Source organism: Methanohalophilus portucalensis (genome assembly GCF_002761295.1).
GTDB classification, from domain to species: domain Archaea; phylum Halobacteriota; class Methanosarcinia; order Methanosarcinales; family Methanosarcinaceae; genus Methanohalophilus; species Methanohalophilus portucalensis.
This window is the reverse complement of the sequence record NZ_CP017881.1, coordinates 1,941,985-1,958,157: the sequence shown is the minus strand read 5'-3', so window position 1 is coordinate 1,958,157 and position 16,173 is coordinate 1,941,985. Positions and strand designations below refer to the sequence as shown.

Below are 16,173 nucleotides of genomic sequence, written 5' to 3'. Positions count from 1 at the left end.
GTTGCCCCTCCCGGGCATTTTACAATTTTTTGACGTGCCTTACATCCACAGCAATTCCCCGGCTGGAGTGTATCATCTCGGGGCCGCTCATAGCAGCACGTCCAACACAGAATGCTTTATCTCCGCATATGAATACTTCATCATTGGGGCGAATCCGCTCATCGGCATTGATGACTCCAGGTGCCAGTATTGAACCGCGTGGCACGAAATCATCGATATTTACAACATAATCTCCTGTTTCAATAATCCTCTTAGCTCCTTCGATGGTCAGGGCTATCGTACCATTTTCGGGTATCAGGGTTATGAGTTGTTCCTTATCCAGGAATGCCTGGTAGCGGGGGAAAGGGGCTTTTATTTTTGAATCAGGGGGTAATAGTTTTTCACCTGAACCTGCACCAAACTGGTAATCTGCAATGGCTTTTAGCATGTCCCGTCTGTAATCTCCTCTGTAGCTGAGCCCGCTACATAATTCTTTCATTGTATCTTCAAGTTTGTGCAGGGAGGTTGGAGACGTCACATTTCCGTCGGAGGTGTAAGTTATTTCCAATCCGAGTTTTTTGGACACGTTCTCACATATACTGCGATATTCATCTTCCACATGCGCTACAATATGTTTGTAAGGATGTTTTAGCAGGAAGTCCTCCAGACATTCCTCTACCCATCTGTGTTCCTCTGCATCCCAGTAGCCCGTTACTGTGGTGTCATAATGTGCTGCAGGATATGTGACTTCCAGTTCCCGGGGTACTATTCCCAGGGGTGAGGTAATTATGACTTCCTGCACAAGTTTAAGATTCTTACCAAGTGCCTTGCGGAATCTGGAATGGGTCATAGAAATAGAGTAAGGTTTGCGGGCCGAACAGGGTAAAAGTAGCAGGATATCTTTTTCTGGTGGTGTGTATCGCTGCTGTACTCGTCGGGCAAAGCGTACAACTTCAGGCCTTGTCAGGGATTCAGAGGTTGTTGCAAGCAGGGGTGCGGGTTTGAAAAGGGCTGTTCTCTCTTCGAGGAAATCGTATTCTACATCACTCAAACGCAGCATTGCCACAAGGGCGGGGTCATGACGGCATCTTCCTTCCACATATTCCCTGAGAGAGGCACTGCGTATCCGTTGTCTGACAAGGGCTACCTCTGCTTCAAGAGTAGCGATATTATGTTTTTCAAGTAGGCGGGCGCGTTGCTTTTTATCCATATCCTTTACTTCTTTTGCACTCATGCCACTGCAATGGGAACAGCAGCAGGGCAATTCTGCAAGTCTGTCCAGGTGGATAAAACCGGCTGGTGTCATGTATTTATCTTCAAAGGCCGCGATAGTTGCCCTTGTCGTATCCAGGATATCCACTCCCAGGTAAATCAGCATGGCAACATTTTCCGGCAGGGCGGTATTCGGTGCATAAAGGGCTGAATCCGGTGCAATGTTCTTCCTGATCTGCATTAACTCGGCCAGTAGCCTGCGAGGATTGCCTTCATGGCAGCCGATGCCGTCTGCCACATAGAGGTCCCGGGTATTTTCCGGGTCTCTTTCTGAATAGGCTATACCCGTGGGTCCCTCATCAGCTGGCACATCAATCTTTTCACAGGTAACATCTCCTGCCACCATGGGCGAATATGTGCAGGAAGGCATGATTATGAGTTTATCTTTCTCCACATTTTCCCTTAAATTCAGGGTGGCTTGTGTTGCTGCTTTTCCACTACCGAAATGCCATTGGTTGCCCGGGTATATTATATCTCCCTCTCCTTCTGGTTTGAGGGAAGAAGTGTCAATTACCGTTGGTGTAGGGATTGTGTTGTTAAGATAGAGGCTTCCCGTTCTTGCAGCCCCATCTCGCTGGTGGACTTCAAAGTATCTGGTCATGGCATAGAATAGAACTATATAGATGTAAACGTTTTCTACTCAATCACATAATATTGATCAATACATCACAGGTTGAACGTATATGCTTCTCAACAGGCTGAAGGAGATAGTTGGCGATAAAAACGTAAGTAATTCGGCCTCGGACATTTGTTGCTATTCTTCGGATGCATCCCAGGTAAAGGGTCGTCCTGAATATGTTGTACGCCCGCATAATTCAGAACAGGTAAGCAAGATAGTAAAACTTGCTTCTGAAAATGAAATGCCTGTGGTGGCCCGGGGTGCTGCCAGTGGTCTTGCAGGTGGCGCAGTACCGGTCCGTGGCGGAATTGTGCTGGATATGAGCGGAATGGATGAGATTATCGATATAGACATTGATAATCTGCAGGTAACCATCGGACCCGGGGTTGTGCATTCCAGGCTAAACGAAACCCTGAAACCATATGGTTTTTTCTTCCCTCCCGACCCGGGCAGTACTGCTATGTGTACCCTGGCTGGACTTATAGCGAACAATGGCAGTGGAATGCGTTCCGTAAAATATGGTACTACGAAACGTTATGTGCTGGACCTTGAAGTAGTCCTTGCTGACGGCAGCATCATCAGGACCGGTTCAAAAACACTAAAAATGGCTTCAGGTTATGATCTGACATCCCTGATGGTAGGTTCTGAAGGAACTCTGGGCATAATTACTGAGGCAGTTTTGAAGATTCATCCCCTGCCCCGCGCCAGGCTGGTAATTCTCCTCTCCTTTGATAGTGCGGAAAAAGCCGGAGGCGCGGTTGTGCGTATCCTTTCCTCGGGAACAATTCCATCAGCCTGTGAAATACTGGATAGTACCACAATTCGTGCCCTGAAATCCTATGACCCGACTCTTGATATCCCTGATGCAGGTGCTATTCTCATGGTTGAGGTGGATGGTTCAGAAGGTGCGGTCTCCGAGGCTTCAGAAATGGTGAAAAAGGTATGTGAAGGGATTGCAGATGACATACGTGCGGCAAGGGATGAACAGGAAAGTGATCGCATCTGGGCTGCCCGGCGTATTGTGGGGGCGGCAATAAGTCGCCTGGATCCCCTGCGCAATCGGGTTTATGTAGGAGAGGATGTCGGTGTGCCAATAAAAAAGATACCTGATATGATCGAGAATGTACACAGGATATCCGATGAAGTAGGAATTCCGATCATGATATATGGTCATATAGGGGATGGCAATCTGCATACCGGTATGAGTATAGATATGCTCAGTGAGGAAGAATGGGACAAGCTCCACAGGGCTGCTGACCTTATTTACCGACAGGCAATAGAACTGGGGGGTACGGTCTCCGCAGAACACGGCATTGGGGGTGCACGCTCGAACTATATGGAACTTGAGCATCCTACATCCCTCCCGGTAATGTCCCTTATCAAGAAAGCCCTTGATCCCAAAGGAATCCTCAATCCCGGCAAGTTGGGGGTGGATAAATGAATGATGAAGATCGCAGGTCAATCCTGAAATGTGTGCACTGTGGAACCTGCAGGGCTTATTGTCCCGTATTTAATGAATATGGCTGGGAATCCACCAATGCACGGGGCCGGATGCTCATCGCCCAGCAAATCGATGATGATTCGGATATTGATGACAGTTTCCGTTTTTCCCTGGATACCTGTACAACCTGCGGGATATGTGAGCAAATGTGCCCTTCAGGGGCAACACCTCCGGATATAGTTGAAAATGCACGTGCAGCTGTTGTGCGCAAAGCCGGAGCCAGCAAGGCTCAGGAAAAACTCAAAAAGGACACTGTTGAATGGGGCAATCCCCTGCGCGAATCCCGGCAACGCCTGCACTGGCTAGAACCAACGGTGAGGGAAGAACTGCCTGATAAATGTGAATATGTTTATTTTGCAGGCTGTATGACTGCATACAGGTATCCGGAAGTTGCACGCAAGACCTTTGACATCCTCAGGAAGTTCGGGGTGGGTGTTTTGCAGGACGAGGTATGCTGTGGTTCCCCTCTGCTTCGCACAGGCTCTGATGCCTCCGAATTGATCGAGCACAACATGGAGCAGATTAAAAAGAGCGGGGCAAAAACCATAATCACAGGATGTGCTGGTTGCTACACTACCCTGAAAAAGGATTATCCCGATGAGTTTGAGGTACTTCATTTATCCGAGTTTTTAGAACAAAAACTCGATGAACTTGATATCCGCAAACTTGATATTTCCGTGTCCTATCACGACCCCTGTCATATAGGCAGGGCACATGGTATATACGAGGCACCTCGCAATGTTATCAGGCGTATATGCAATCTTGAGGAGATGGACACCCACCATGAAAATGCACGTTGCTGTGGTGGCGGAGGTGGTGTGAGGAGAAGTTTCTCAGATCTTTCCCGCTCCCTTGCCTCCAAAAGACTGGATGAGATTCCAGAAAAGGCCGAATTACTCGTAACTTCCTGTCCCCTGTGCCGCTCCAATCTTGAGATGGCTGCAGAAGACTGTGAGCTCATAGATCTTATTGAGCTGCTTGAAAAGGCAATGTGTTAATTTCGCTGTGGCGGAAGTTTCACCAAAATTTGCGTGAGACTTTCGCTTTCTGTTATTTTCAGTTCCCCCTTGTGTGTGTCGATTATTTCCCTGCAAATACGTATCCCTGCATCGTCCATCTCTTCAAGAGTAGATCGATTGTATTCGATTTTGTCTGGTAATTCAGGCACATATTCTATATATATATCGATATTTTCGCCCCCTTTCAGGGTTGTGATGGATATCGTGGAATCTGCCGGGCAAAACCTGATGGCATTATCCAGCAGGTGGAGGAATACTCGTCTGAGGTAATTATAGCTGCCAGGAATTTCACAAACTCTGTCATCAAAGCAGGTATCTATAGTAATTCCCTTTTCCCTGATTTGAATGGAAATATCCTGTAGTATTTCTTTTAAAAATTTGTTTATATCCAGGGGGCTAAAGGAATAGCGTATGTTATCTCTGGCTGTATCATCTGCATAAAATAATGACTCAATGAGTCTGTGTAGAAATATCGAATTGCGAGAGATGGACTCCATGGCTTTTTTCTGTTCAGGGCCAAGTTCTCCAAGCCTTTCTTTGCTGAGCAGGTCGCTGAAGCCTTTGAGGGATATCATGGGGGTGCGAAGTTCATGACTGGTATTGGCAATGAATTCTTTTTTGACCTGATCAATAGTTTTTAGTTCTTCATGGGCCTTTTTGAGTTGCTCTTCAGTTTCTTTTTGGGCAGTAACATCTTCGCCGGCAACTACTATTTCTCCAACTTCTCCCAAATTATCCCTCAAAACAGTCTGGCGCCAGCGAATTAATCTTTTTTCCCCTTTGCGGTTTATAATATGATTTTCCAGGTATTCGGGTATGCCCCTTTCTTCATTGAGTAGTCTTTTGAATTGCTTCTTAACCTTTATTTTTTCCTCTGCAGGAACAAAACTGTCTATCCAGTTTTTTTCCTTTAGTACGGAGGTCTCATATCCCAGCACCTTTGCAGTTTTTTGGTTTGCAAGCTTGATATTCATATGCCTGTCCAGGATTATCATTATGGAACCCGCCGTGTCTATATACTTGAGTGCCAGGTCCCTTTCCTGAAGGATCTGCTGCTGCAACCCTTTTACTTTTAGCAGGGTCTCAATACGGCTCTTGAGTATGAACTCATCAACCGGTTTCAGGACAAAATCATCCGCACCATTATTGAAGGCCCTGACTTTTTCTTCCCTATTGTTAATGGCTGTTACGATGATCAGGGGGATGGCACGTGTATCCTGGCGTTGCTTAATGATTCTGCATATTTCATGGCCACTGATATCATTCAGGTTAATATCCAGCAATATCACATCAGGAGTTGTTTTTTCCATTATCTCCAGACTGTCAATTCCTGAATTTGCCTTTTTTATGGTATACTCTGCCTGAAGCATCTTCTCGATAATATCTATGTCTTCAGGTTTGTCATCTATCATCAGTATTTCGAATTGCTTCTTTTGAAGCATGAACTATCTCCCTCAGACCACATATATATGCAGAGTATATATACATATAGTTATATAAAATTTCTTTGAAAATGTTCATTTCTTTTTGGATTCCCACATGCCGCTTTTGCCGGAAACCAGACATTTCCAGCTGTTACCAACAAGATCCATTCGGTCTGCCGTTTTTAAAGCTTCAAGAATATATTTGCGATTTCGTTTGTCCCTGTAATGGAGGATTGTGCGCTGGATCTTCTTGTCCCTCCGGGAGGTGGCAACTTCTATATTTTCCCCGGTGAAGGGATCAATTCCGGTATGGTACATGCAGGTGGATGCTGTCATGGGGGTAGGTGTGAAATCCTGTACCTGTTCACTATACAGTTTATTATCACGTATGTATTCGGCAGTTTCGATCATCTCTTTTAGCCCGCAACCCGGATGGCCGGACATGAGATATGTTTGGAGGTATTGCTCTTTGCCCAGTTTCTTGTTGATTGCTGAATACATTTCTACAAACTTTTCAAAAACATCCCTGTCGGGTTTTCTCATGCTGTCGGTGACTTTTTTTGAATAATGCTCCGGTGCCACAGCAAGTCTTCCACTGACATGCTTTTTACATATCATTTCCAGATACTCAGGTTGGGTCAGGGCAAGGTCATAGCGCACACCGTAAGTTATGAAAACTTTTTTCACCCCGGGAATTTGTTCCAGGCGATTTAGTAGTTCCATGTTTTTGCTGTGGTCAGTATTCATTGACGGGCAGACCTCGGGGTAGAGGCAGAACTTGTCGGTACACACCCCTTTGTCTTTCCAACGGGAACATTCCATTGAATACATATTTGCGGTGGGCCCGCCCACTCCATTGATATTTCCCTTGAAATCTTTCATTTTGGTGAGGCTTTTTGCCTCTCTTAAGAGTGATTCAATACTCCTGGAATTAACCATGCGGCCCTGATGATGGGCGATGGCGCAGAAGGAACAGGCACCAAAGCAACCTCTGTGGGTAGTGAGGGAGAAGCGCACCGGCTCAATAGCAGGGATGTCTTCTTTGTAAGCGGGGTGTTTTTGTCTTGTGTAAGGTAACTCATAAACTTCATCCAGTTTTTGGGTTTCAAGAAGTTTTGTCGGAGGATTCTGGACAATGATAGTTTTGGGGTGGGGCTGGACCAGTATTTTCCCATTTCCCGGATTTTGCTGCTGCCAGAGGTTTTTGTAATTTCTGGCGAAGGCTTCCTTTTCTTCTGAAACCGTCGTGTAGGATTCCAGTTCGATATAATCCATGCCTTTAAGTTCTTCTTTCCAGGTCTTCACCGGGGTTTTCCAGACTGTACCGGGGATGTCCTTTATTTGTTTGATATCTTCTCCTGCCTGCAATCTGCGTGCGATTTCTTCTGTCTGGGTTTCGCCCATCCCATATATCAGAAGGTCTGCCGGGGCATCTGCAAGAATTGATTTCCTTACCTTTCCTGACTGGAAATCATATTGTGCCAGTCTGCGCAGGGAGGCTTCCACGCCTGCAATCACAATAGGGGCATCCGGGTATGTCTGATGTATGCGGTTGGAATATACAATGGTCGCCCTGTCCGGTCGCATACCAGGGGTGCCTCCCGGAGAATACATATCACGCTTACGTGGCTTGAGGGATGGCGTATAGTTGGATACCATTGAGTCCATGTTGCCGGCAGTTGCAGCAAAGAAAAGTTCCGGTTTTCCAAGTTTCTTAAACTCTTCCGGTTTATCGTGGGCAGGCTGGGCTATTATTCCTACTCTGAATCCTCTGGCCTCAAGGAGACGGCCTATCAGGGCAGCACCGAAGGAAGGGTGATCAACGTATGCATCGCCTGTCACTATGATTATGTCAAGGGTGTCCCATCCCCTCTGATGCATTTCTTTTTTTGACATGGGGAGAGGTTTTGATGTTTTCTTATCGTGTTTCATTGTTATGGATCACCATATGGTCCGGGATGCGCGCATTGAAAGCTGGATCTGGCGGTTGGCATCATTTTTTACCACCGGGCCATGGCCGGGATAGAGGGTTTCTACATCTATTTCTGCCAGCTTTTGTATGGATTCTGTGAGTTGCCTGGCTGAACCGCCTTCAAAATCCGTGCGTCCAAATCCGCCGGATGCAAAGACTGTGTCGCCCGAGAACAGGCTTTTGGAAAAAGGTTCGTAGAGACATATGCCTCCTGGTGTGTGCCCGGGTGTGTGGATTATCTGAAGGGCTTCGATTTCGTCTAATTTGATCATATCTCCGTCTTCATAGAGAATATCCGGGTCGATAACAGGCGCTTTCTGCCCAAAGAAAGTAGATACACTTCCCATATCATCCGCAAGCATGGGCTCATCTGCCCTGTGGACACCAACCTTTGCCCCACTGAGTTCCACAAGCAGAGGCACAGCTGCTGTATGATCATAGTGGCAGTGGGTCAGGATTATCAGTTCCAGTTTATTTAGGTCTATATGACTTTCAATTTCCCGGGCAAGTCTTTCTCCATTCAGGCCGGTATCGATGAGGATATTGTCATTTATAAGGTAGGAGTTTGCATCATTGGTGGTGGCATTGCATTGTATTACTTTCATGTAAATCCCTTTAGATTTTGAATGCGTTATAGGTATTTTTCCGTGTGATTTCTGCCACATCGGTAGGTTCCATGTCCTTTATTTCTGCGATTGTATTTATGGAATCGACCAGGAATGTGGGTTCATTGCGGCCTTTACGCGGTGAAAGATAAGGGCTGTCTGTTTCTATCAACATGAGTTCTTCAGGTACTGTGGCAGCGATCTCTTTGTGATGGCTGGAGAAGCAAACCAGTGTAGGTATGGATATATAGTGGCCGGCATCAGTTATTTTTTTCATTGTTTCAAGGGATCCTCCATAACAGTGAAAAATCACTCTGTCCAGATGACCCGCCATTGCAAACGCTTCATCCTCTGCATCCCTGCCATGGATAACCAGCGGTTTTGCATGGTTCTCTGCAATCGTGATGACCTGGTTAAATACTTCCCTCTGTTTTTTACGTAAAGTTTCATCGGTGCAGTGATAATAGTCCATCCCTGCTTCTCCAATGCCGATAGCCTGGGAGGCATACTCATCAAGCTGGGAAAGGACTTCCAGTAGCCTGTCTTTATCGGGATTGGTGGCGAGCATGGGGCTTAACCCTATTGTTGGGTGGATGCATTCATGGATTTTGGCCAGCTCAAGGGTTGAAAAGTTGGTTTTCAGGTCAACACCCGAGTTGATCATTTCGCAGGCCCCTGCTTCTTTTGCACGATGGATAACCTCTTCACGATCCTTGTTGAACTTGGAAAAATCAAGGTGGCAGTGTGAATCAATAAAATAAGGTAACATGTTCCTCACTTCTGGAGGAGCATGTTAATAGCGGTTACGAGTGCTTCTACGGATGCATATACAATATCTGCGCTTGCCGAACGTGCGGATACTATCCGTCCTTTTTCATCCTGTACACCAACAATTACTTCTGCAACGGCATCCGAACCTCCGGTTATTGCTTCAATACGGAAGTCATGGATGCTTATGGTGGCGTGTTCTCCGATTATTCCTGTAACTGCTTTCAGTGCTGCGTCGACCGGCCCGATTCCGATATTGGAGAGTACTCTCTCCTCATCATTTACCAGTGCCTTTACAACAGCTGTCGGAGTTGTGACATTACCCGTCATTACAGATAGCTCTTTGAGGTCTATTGCAGGTTTGCCCATTGGTTTATGCATCACTGCACAGGCAATCGCATAGAGGTCGGCATCTGTCAGTCGTTTGCCCTTGTCTGCTATTGTTTTGACCTTTTCTATAATGTGATTGAGTTGTTCATCGTTGGGGTTAAGGTTGGCAGCTTCAAGGGATTTGCGTACTGCATGTTTGCCGGCATGTTTGCCCAGCACAATACGGCGCGTGTGGCCTACCATCTCCGGGGTCATTATGCCTGGTTCGAAGGTGTCAGAATTCTCGAGGACACCGTGGGTATGGATTCCTGACTCATGCGCAAACGCATTCTCGCCAACAACCGGTCGATGGGCTGTAATAGGAACAGATGTATAACGTTCAACCATTCGGGCAGTTTCAACGATATATTCTGTATTGATATTCAAACTGGCACCGTATATGGATTTGAGGCTCATGACCGTTTCCGCCAAATCTGCATTGCCGGCTCTTTCACCAAGACCATTAATCGTTACCTGTGCCTGGTTGGCGCCCGCTTCGATTGCCATCAGGCTGTTTGCCACAGCAAGCCCGAAGTCATTGTGGCAGTGTGTGTCTATTGGAATACTGATCTGCTGGCGAAGGTAACTTATCATGTTATACATGCCCGACGGGGACATTACGCCCACCGTGTCCGGCACGTTGATAATATCACAACCAGCTTCCTCTGCTGCCCCGTAGATTGCTACAAGATAATCGAGGTCAGTTCTTGTGGCATCCATGGCAGAAAACATACATCTCAGTCCGTGGTCTTTTATGTATCCCACGGCCTGGGTGGCCATTTGTTGTACTTCTTCACGACTTTTGTGTATGGTATGTTCCCTCTGGATGTCCGATGTGGAGACGAAGGTGTGCACCATGTCTACCCCTGCGTCTATACAGGCGTCGATATCCTTTGTAAGCACCCGGGCAAGACCGCAGACCTCTGAAGTAAGGCCCGCGTTGGCTATTGATTGTACCGATTCTTTGTCCCCTTCGGATGCTATTGGAAAACCTGCTTCAATCGTATCTACCCCAAGCTTATCAAGCTGAGTTGCAATACTGAGCTTCTGTTTTGGGGTAAGGGATACACCAGGGGTTTGTTCCCCGTCGCGAAGAGTAGTATCAAAAATGGTTATTTCTTTATTTCTAATCGATTCAGCGCTGTAAAAAGCGATCCCTCAGTTGGTTCTTCGCATACATAATAAATCCCGCAAATTACTTTGCTTTTCTACTATTTATATTTGCGCGTTATTTATGTTTGGATTCCGGAAATCCATGTGAAATGCCTTATCACGAAATCTATATATATTATGATGATATTTTAGGGCTGCTTTCTATTAACCTGTATCATGCGCAAACCTCGCTGGTTTGTCGTGTGAATTGTTCCGGCTTGGCCGGATCAGAAGGTTTATATACCAAAAACATTATTCATGAGTTCCCGCACAGAACATGTGTGGAAACATAATCACCTTCATTTTAATGGAGACAGGAGATAACAATTCTGTCTGACTCACGCAATGGCAGTTCGGTGAATTCTGATCGTTAGTATTAAGAATTCACTGTGCAGGGCCTTTAATCAGCATCCATGTTGTTTAATAGGTACCCTGCCAACAATTTCCTTTAACCTTCAAAAGGTGTGCTAGAAATAATTAAAATTCTGGTTGATCCTGCCAGAGGTTACTGCTATCGGTGTTCGACTAAGCCATGCTAGTTAAATGTTCTTCGTGAACATAGCGGACTGCTCAGTAACACGTGGACAATCTGCCCTTGGGTTCAGCATAACCCCGGGAAACTGGGGATAATTCTGAATAGATCACATATGCTGGAATGCTTTGTGATTTAAAGATCCGTCGCCCAAGGATGGGTCTGCGGCCTATCAGGTTGTAGTGGGTCTAGAGTACCTACTAGCCGACGACGGGTACGGGTTGTGAGAGCAAGAGCCCGGAGATGGATTCTGAGACATTAATCCAGGCCCTACGGGGCGCAGCAGGCGCGAAACCTTTACACTGCGGGAAACCGCGATAAGGGGACACCGAGTGCCAGCATACAATGCTGGCTGTCCACATGTGTAAATAGCATGTGATAGCAAGGGCCGGGCAAGACCGGTGCCAGCCGCCGCGGTAACACCGGCGGCCCGAGTGGTAATCACTATTATTGGGTCTAAAGGGTCCGTAGCCGGTTTAATCAGTCTTCCGGGAAATCTGACAGCTCAACTGTTAGGCTTCCGGGGGATACTGTTAGACTTGGGACCGGGAGAGGTAAGAGGTACTACAGGGGTAGGAGTGAAATCTTGTAATCCCTGTGGGACCACCAGTGGCGAAGGCGTCTTACCAGAACGGGTCCGACGGTGAGGGACGAAAGCTGGGGGCACGAACCGGATTAGATACCCGGGTAGTCCCAGCCGTAAACGATGCTCGCTAGGTGTCTGGAATGGTGCGACCGTTTCAGGTGCCGCAGGGAAGCCGTGAAGCGAGCCACCTGGGAAGTACGGCCGCAAGGCTGAAACTTAAAGGAATTGGCGGGGGAGCACTACAACGGGTGGAGCCTGCGGTTTAATTGGACTCAACGCCGGACAACTCACCGGGGGCGACAGCAATATGTAGGTCAAGCTAAAGACTTTACCTGAATCGCTGAGAGGAGGTGCATGGCCGTCGTCAGTTCGTACTGTGAAGCATCCTGTTAAGTCAGGCAACGAGCGAGACCCGTGCCCACTGTTGCCAGCATATCCTTCGGGATGATGGGTACTCTGTGGGGACCGCCGATGCTAAATCGGAGGAAGGTGCGGGCTACGGTAGGTCAGTATGCCCCGAATCTCCCGGGCGACACGCGGGCTACAATGGTTGGGACAATGGGCTCCTACACTGAAAAGTGACGGTAATCTCATAAACCCAGCCGTAGTTCGAATTGAGGGCTGAAACCCGCCCTCATGAAGCTGGAATCCGTAGTAATCGCGTTTCAATATAGCGCGGTGAATACGTCCCTGCTCCTTGCACACACCGCCCGTCAAACCACCCGAGTGAGGTATGGGTGAGGGCGCGGACTTTAGTGCTGCGTTCGAACCTAAATTTCGCAAGGGGGGTTAAGTCGTAACAAGGTAGCCGTAGGGGAATCTGCGGCTGGATCACCTCCTAAGCAAAAAAAACTTTCGATCAGAAACCGAAAAACTGCCATTGCAATCATATAATCCAACATCGTTGGGAGACCAAGGGCTTGTAGATCAGTTGGAAGATCGCTGCCTTTGCAAGGCAGAGGCCCTGGGTTCGAATCCCAGCAAGTCCATATTTAATGCACCAGGCAAGTAATTTTGCCCGGGAAGGATGGATGTGCTCTTTCTGACCAAGGAGAGCACGATGAGATCGTGTATAAGTTGCATACCTGACGCTTACTGGAGTAAGCAAACGGATAATGGCATTTATGCCAGCAGGTGAATGGCTCGGCTCAAGGACCGATGAAGGACGTGTCAAGCTGCGATATGCCCCGGGTAGGCGCATGAAGCCTATGAACCGGGGATCTCCTAATGAGACCTCTTGACCTTATGGTCGATCAGTAATGATCGGGAACGTTCCGAATTGAAACATCTTAGTAGGAACTGGAAAAGAAATCGAAGAGATGCCGCTAGTAACGGCGAGTGAACACGGCAAAGTTCAAACCGAATCCCTCTGGGAACAGAAGGGAAATGTGGTGTGGAAGGACTTTTCCAAGGATCCCATCTCACAGAGACCAAATTTGACTGGAACGTCAAACCACAGAGTGTGATAGTCACGTAGGTTAATGTGAACGGATCTGGAATTGTTCCAGAGTACCGTGCGTTGGATATCGCGCGGGAACCCGGGAGGCATCAACTTCCAAAACTAAATATTTCTTGAGACCGATAGTGAACTAGTAGGGTGACCGAAAACTGAAAAGTACCCCAAAAAGGGAGGTTCAAAGTGCCTGAAACCTGTTGGTTATGGAACGATATGGCATGAAAGGATCTGCGAAATGAAGGAAACAGTCGCGAGGCTGCTGTACGAGTTTCGTTGCCGATGTCATATCTTACGTTTTGAAGAACGGGCCAGGGAGTGTATTTCAATGGCGAAGGCTAACCGAAAGGGGAGCCGAAGCGAAAGCAACAAGCATGCAGTCTTCGGACAAGATGCGGCGTATACAAGTGCGTGGAGTCATTGGAATACGACCCGAAGCCGGGTGATCTAGGCGTGGGCAGGTTGAAGCGTGGCGAAAGCTACGTGGAGGACCGCAAGCGGTACTGACCTGCAAATCGTTCGTGTGACCTGCGTCTTGGAGTGAAAGGCTAATCAAACCCGGCATCAGCTGGTTCCTTCCAAAACATGTCGTAGCATGACCTAACCGGAGATAGTCGGTGGTGTAGAGCACTGATTGGGGATCCCGGGGGAGAAATCCCTCGCTCCCCTGTCAAACTCCAAAACTACCGTCGTCTGAGAAAGTTGGAGTCCGGGCTACTGGGGTAAGCTTGTAGTCCGTAAGGGAGAGAACCCAGCCCGTGGTTAAGGTCCCTAAGTGTCGACTAAGTGTTAAAGATAAAGGGTGTCCCAGGCCCTAAACAGCTGGAAGGTTAGCTTAGAAGCAGCTACCCTTTAAAGAGTGCGTAACAGCCCACCAGTCGAGGTCTGGGGCCCCGAAAATGGACGGGGCTCAAGTCGACCACCGATACCACGGAGTACCGAAAGGTAATCTTGTAGGAAGGCGTTGCGTTCGGGCAGAAGCAGGGTTGTGAAGTCCTGTGGACCGTACGGAAACGAAAATCCTGGTAATAGTAGCAGCATAGTCAGGTGAGAATCCTGACCGCCGAAGGGGCCAGGTTTCCTCGGCAATGATCGTCAGCCGAGGGTTAGTCGGTCCTAAGACGTACCGTAATTCGAGTACGCCAAAAGGGAAACAGGTTAATATTCCTGTACCGTTTAGCACTAAAACCAACGTCTCAGGGCAGGTTGAGCAGCGTTGTCGCGCTGTCTAAGCATCGAAACCCGTGGAGAGCCGTAATGGCGAGAAGCGGGCGAATATGTTATTGCGAAAGTCAACTGCACCCCGGGACCCGTGAAAAGGAAGCTAAACGACCGTACCAAGATCTGACACTGGTGCCCCTAGCTGAAAAGGCTAAGGCGTGTCGGAATTAATCTGGCTAAGGGAATTCGGCAAATTGGCTCCGTAACTTCGGGAGAAGGAGTGCCTGCCATGAAGATGGCAGGTCGCAGTGACCAGGGAGCTCTAACTGTCTAATACCAACATAGGAGATCGCAAACCCGAAAGGGCTAGTACGATCTCTGAATCCTGCCCAGTGCGGGTACCTGAAACTTCGGTCCAACGGAAAGAAGGGCCCGTAAACGGCGGGGGTAACTATGACCCTCTTAAGGTAGCGTAGTACCTTGTCGCTTAATTGGCGACTCGCATGAATGGATCAATGAGAGCTCTACTGTCCCTAGCCAGAATCCGGTGAAGCTTACATTCTAGTGCAAAGTCTAGAGACCTCTAGGGGGAAGTGAAGACCCCGTGGAGCTTTACTGCAGCCTGTCGTTGGGTTGTGATTTCGGATGTACAGTGTAGGTAGGAGGCATCGAAGCCCGTGCGCCAGCATGGGTGGAGCCATCAATGGGACACTACCCTTCTGAAGTCGCGACCCTAACTCCGCAAGGAGGACCCCGATAGGTGGGCAGTTTGCCTGGGGCGGGACGCCCTTGAAAAGATATCAAGGGCGCGCAATGGTTGACTCAAGTGGGTCGGAAACCTGCTGAAGAGTGCAAGAGCATAAGTCAGCCTGACGCGATTTAGCATAGCAATGGATCGCGAGACGAAAGTCGGTTCTAGCGAACCTTTATGTCCTGCTTGATGCGGGCTAAAGCTGACAGAAAAGTTACCCCGGGGATAATTGTGTCGTTGCCGGCAAGAGCACATATCGACCCGGCAGCTTGCTACCTCGATGTCGGTTCTTTCCATCCTGGCCGTGCAGCAGCGGCCAAGGGTGAGGTTGTTCGCCTATTAAAGGAGATCGTGAGCTGGGTTTAGACCGTCGTGAGACAGGTCGGTTACTATCTACTAGAGGTGTATGTGGTCTGAAGGTAAGTTGCTTTTAGTACGAGAGGAACAGGGCAACGGCGTCTCTGGTCGATCGGTTGTCTGACAAGGCAGTGCCGAGCAGCTACGCGCCAAAGAATAAGAGCTGAAAGCATCTAAGCTCGAAATCCAACCTGAAAAGAGACCACTGTAAGGATTCCGGTAAAAGACCGGTTTAATAGGATCGGGATGTAAGCACTAAGGAAACGAGGTGTTAAGTCCGCGGTTACTAATAATCCGTGCCGCTTCCAATTGCTTATTCCAGGCGAAATCAGGTATGTAATGTATAAATACACGGTCAGATGAAACGCAAAGTTTATGACGGTTGCGTCATAGAATCACGCTTCGCACATGCCCAATGTGCCAAGGTGGCGGAGCGGCTACGCAATCGCCTGCAGAGCGATTCCATCCCGGTTCGAATCCGGGCCTTGGCTTTCATCCATCTCCTATAAGTTGAGGACAGCGGCCATAGCGGCAGGGTAACTCCTGTACCCATCCCGAACACAGAAGATAAGCCTGCCAGCGTTGTATACTGTACTAAAGTGCGAGAGCCTTTGGGAAATATGCATCGCTGCTGACTCAACTTATTAATTCTT

At 48.1% G+C, this 16,173-nt stretch carries 8 protein-coding genes, 2 tRNA genes and 3 rRNA genes; 7 read left to right on the top strand and 6 right to left on the bottom strand.

The annotated features are described in order from the left end of the window. Nucleotides 1-19 precede the first annotated feature (19 nt). Entirely contained in the window at nt 20-1,852 is a 1,833-nt protein-coding gene (arcS, locus tag BKM01_RS10075) for an archaeosine synthase subunit alpha (RefSeq protein ID WP_072361693.1), read from the bottom strand. A gap of 82 nt (nt 1,853-1,934) precedes the next feature. On the opposite strand from arcS, the gene BKM01_RS10070 reads away from it, so the two are divergent. Both BKM01_RS10070 and BKM01_RS10065 read left to right on the top strand, forming a co-directional pair. Next, the gene (locus BKM01_RS10070) at nt 1,935-3,311 is read left to right on the top strand and encodes an FAD-binding oxidoreductase (protein WP_072361690.1); all 1,377 of its coding nucleotides are present in this window, start codon (nt 1,935-1,937) and stop codon (nt 3,309-3,311) included. Continuing rightward, nucleotides 3,308-4,369 (top strand): (Fe-S)-binding protein, encoded by a 1,062-nt coding sequence (locus BKM01_RS10065; RefSeq protein ID WP_072361688.1) that lies wholly within the window; start codon nt 3,308-3,310, stop codon nt 4,367-4,369. The genes BKM01_RS10070 and BKM01_RS10065 overlap by 4 nt, the downstream gene beginning before the upstream one ends. Here BKM01_RS10065 and BKM01_RS10060 read toward each other — a convergent pair. From BKM01_RS10060 to BKM01_RS10040, 5 genes are all read right to left on the bottom strand, one after another. Further along, the gene (locus tag BKM01_RS10060; protein ID WP_072361686.1) at nt 4,366-5,832 is read right to left on the bottom strand and encodes a hybrid sensor histidine kinase/response regulator; all 1,467 of its coding nucleotides are present in this window, start codon (nt 5,830-5,832) and stop codon (nt 4,366-4,368) included. The genes BKM01_RS10065 and BKM01_RS10060 overlap by 4 nt on opposite strands. A gap of 75 nt (nt 5,833-5,907) precedes the next feature. Next, nucleotides 5,908-7,746 (bottom strand): YgiQ family radical SAM protein, encoded by a 1,839-nt coding sequence (locus BKM01_RS10055; RefSeq protein WP_072361684.1) that lies wholly within the window; start codon nt 7,744-7,746, stop codon nt 5,908-5,910. Nucleotides 7,747-7,755: 9 nt separating this feature from the next. Then, nucleotides 7,756-8,391, bottom strand: coding sequence for an MBL fold metallo-hydrolase (locus BKM01_RS10050; RefSeq protein ID WP_072361682.1), 636 nt, complete (start codon nt 8,389-8,391; stop codon nt 7,756-7,758). Nucleotides 8,392-8,401: 10 nt separating this feature from the next. After that, on the bottom strand, nt 8,402-9,160 hold the full coding sequence (locus BKM01_RS10045; RefSeq protein WP_072361679.1) for a TatD family hydrolase: 759 nt from the start codon (nt 9,158-9,160) through the stop codon (nt 8,402-8,404). A gap of 5 nt (nt 9,161-9,165) precedes the next feature. Further along, entirely contained in the window at nt 9,166-10,638 is a 1,473-nt protein-coding gene (locus tag BKM01_RS10040; RefSeq protein WP_449405474.1) for a 2-isopropylmalate synthase, read from the bottom strand. A 524-nt stretch (nt 10,639-11,162) separates the two neighbouring features. Here BKM01_RS10040 and BKM01_RS10035 point away from each other — a divergent pair. The 5 genes from BKM01_RS10035 to rrf all read left to right on the top strand — a co-directional run bounded on the left by BKM01_RS10035 (nt 11,163) and on the right by rrf (nt 16,157). After that, nucleotides 11,163-12,638 (top strand): 16S ribosomal RNA (locus tag BKM01_RS10035). Between the two features lie 76 nt (nt 12,639-12,714). Continuing rightward, nucleotides 12,715-12,787 (top strand) — tRNA-Ala (locus tag BKM01_RS10030). Between the two features lie 121 nt (nt 12,788-12,908). Beyond that, nucleotides 12,909-15,828 (top strand): 23S ribosomal RNA (locus tag BKM01_RS10025). A gap of 111 nt (nt 15,829-15,939) precedes the next feature. Continuing rightward, nucleotides 15,940-16,011, top strand: a tRNA-Cys gene (locus tag BKM01_RS10020). Nucleotides 16,012-16,035: 24 nt separating this feature from the next. Next, nucleotides 16,036-16,157: ribosomal RNA gene (gene rrf / locus BKM01_RS10015) — 5S ribosomal RNA — on the top strand. The 16S, 23S and 5S rRNA genes sit together here with 2 tRNA genes alongside, the layout of an rRNA operon. Nucleotides 16,158-16,173: the final 16 nt, after the last annotated feature.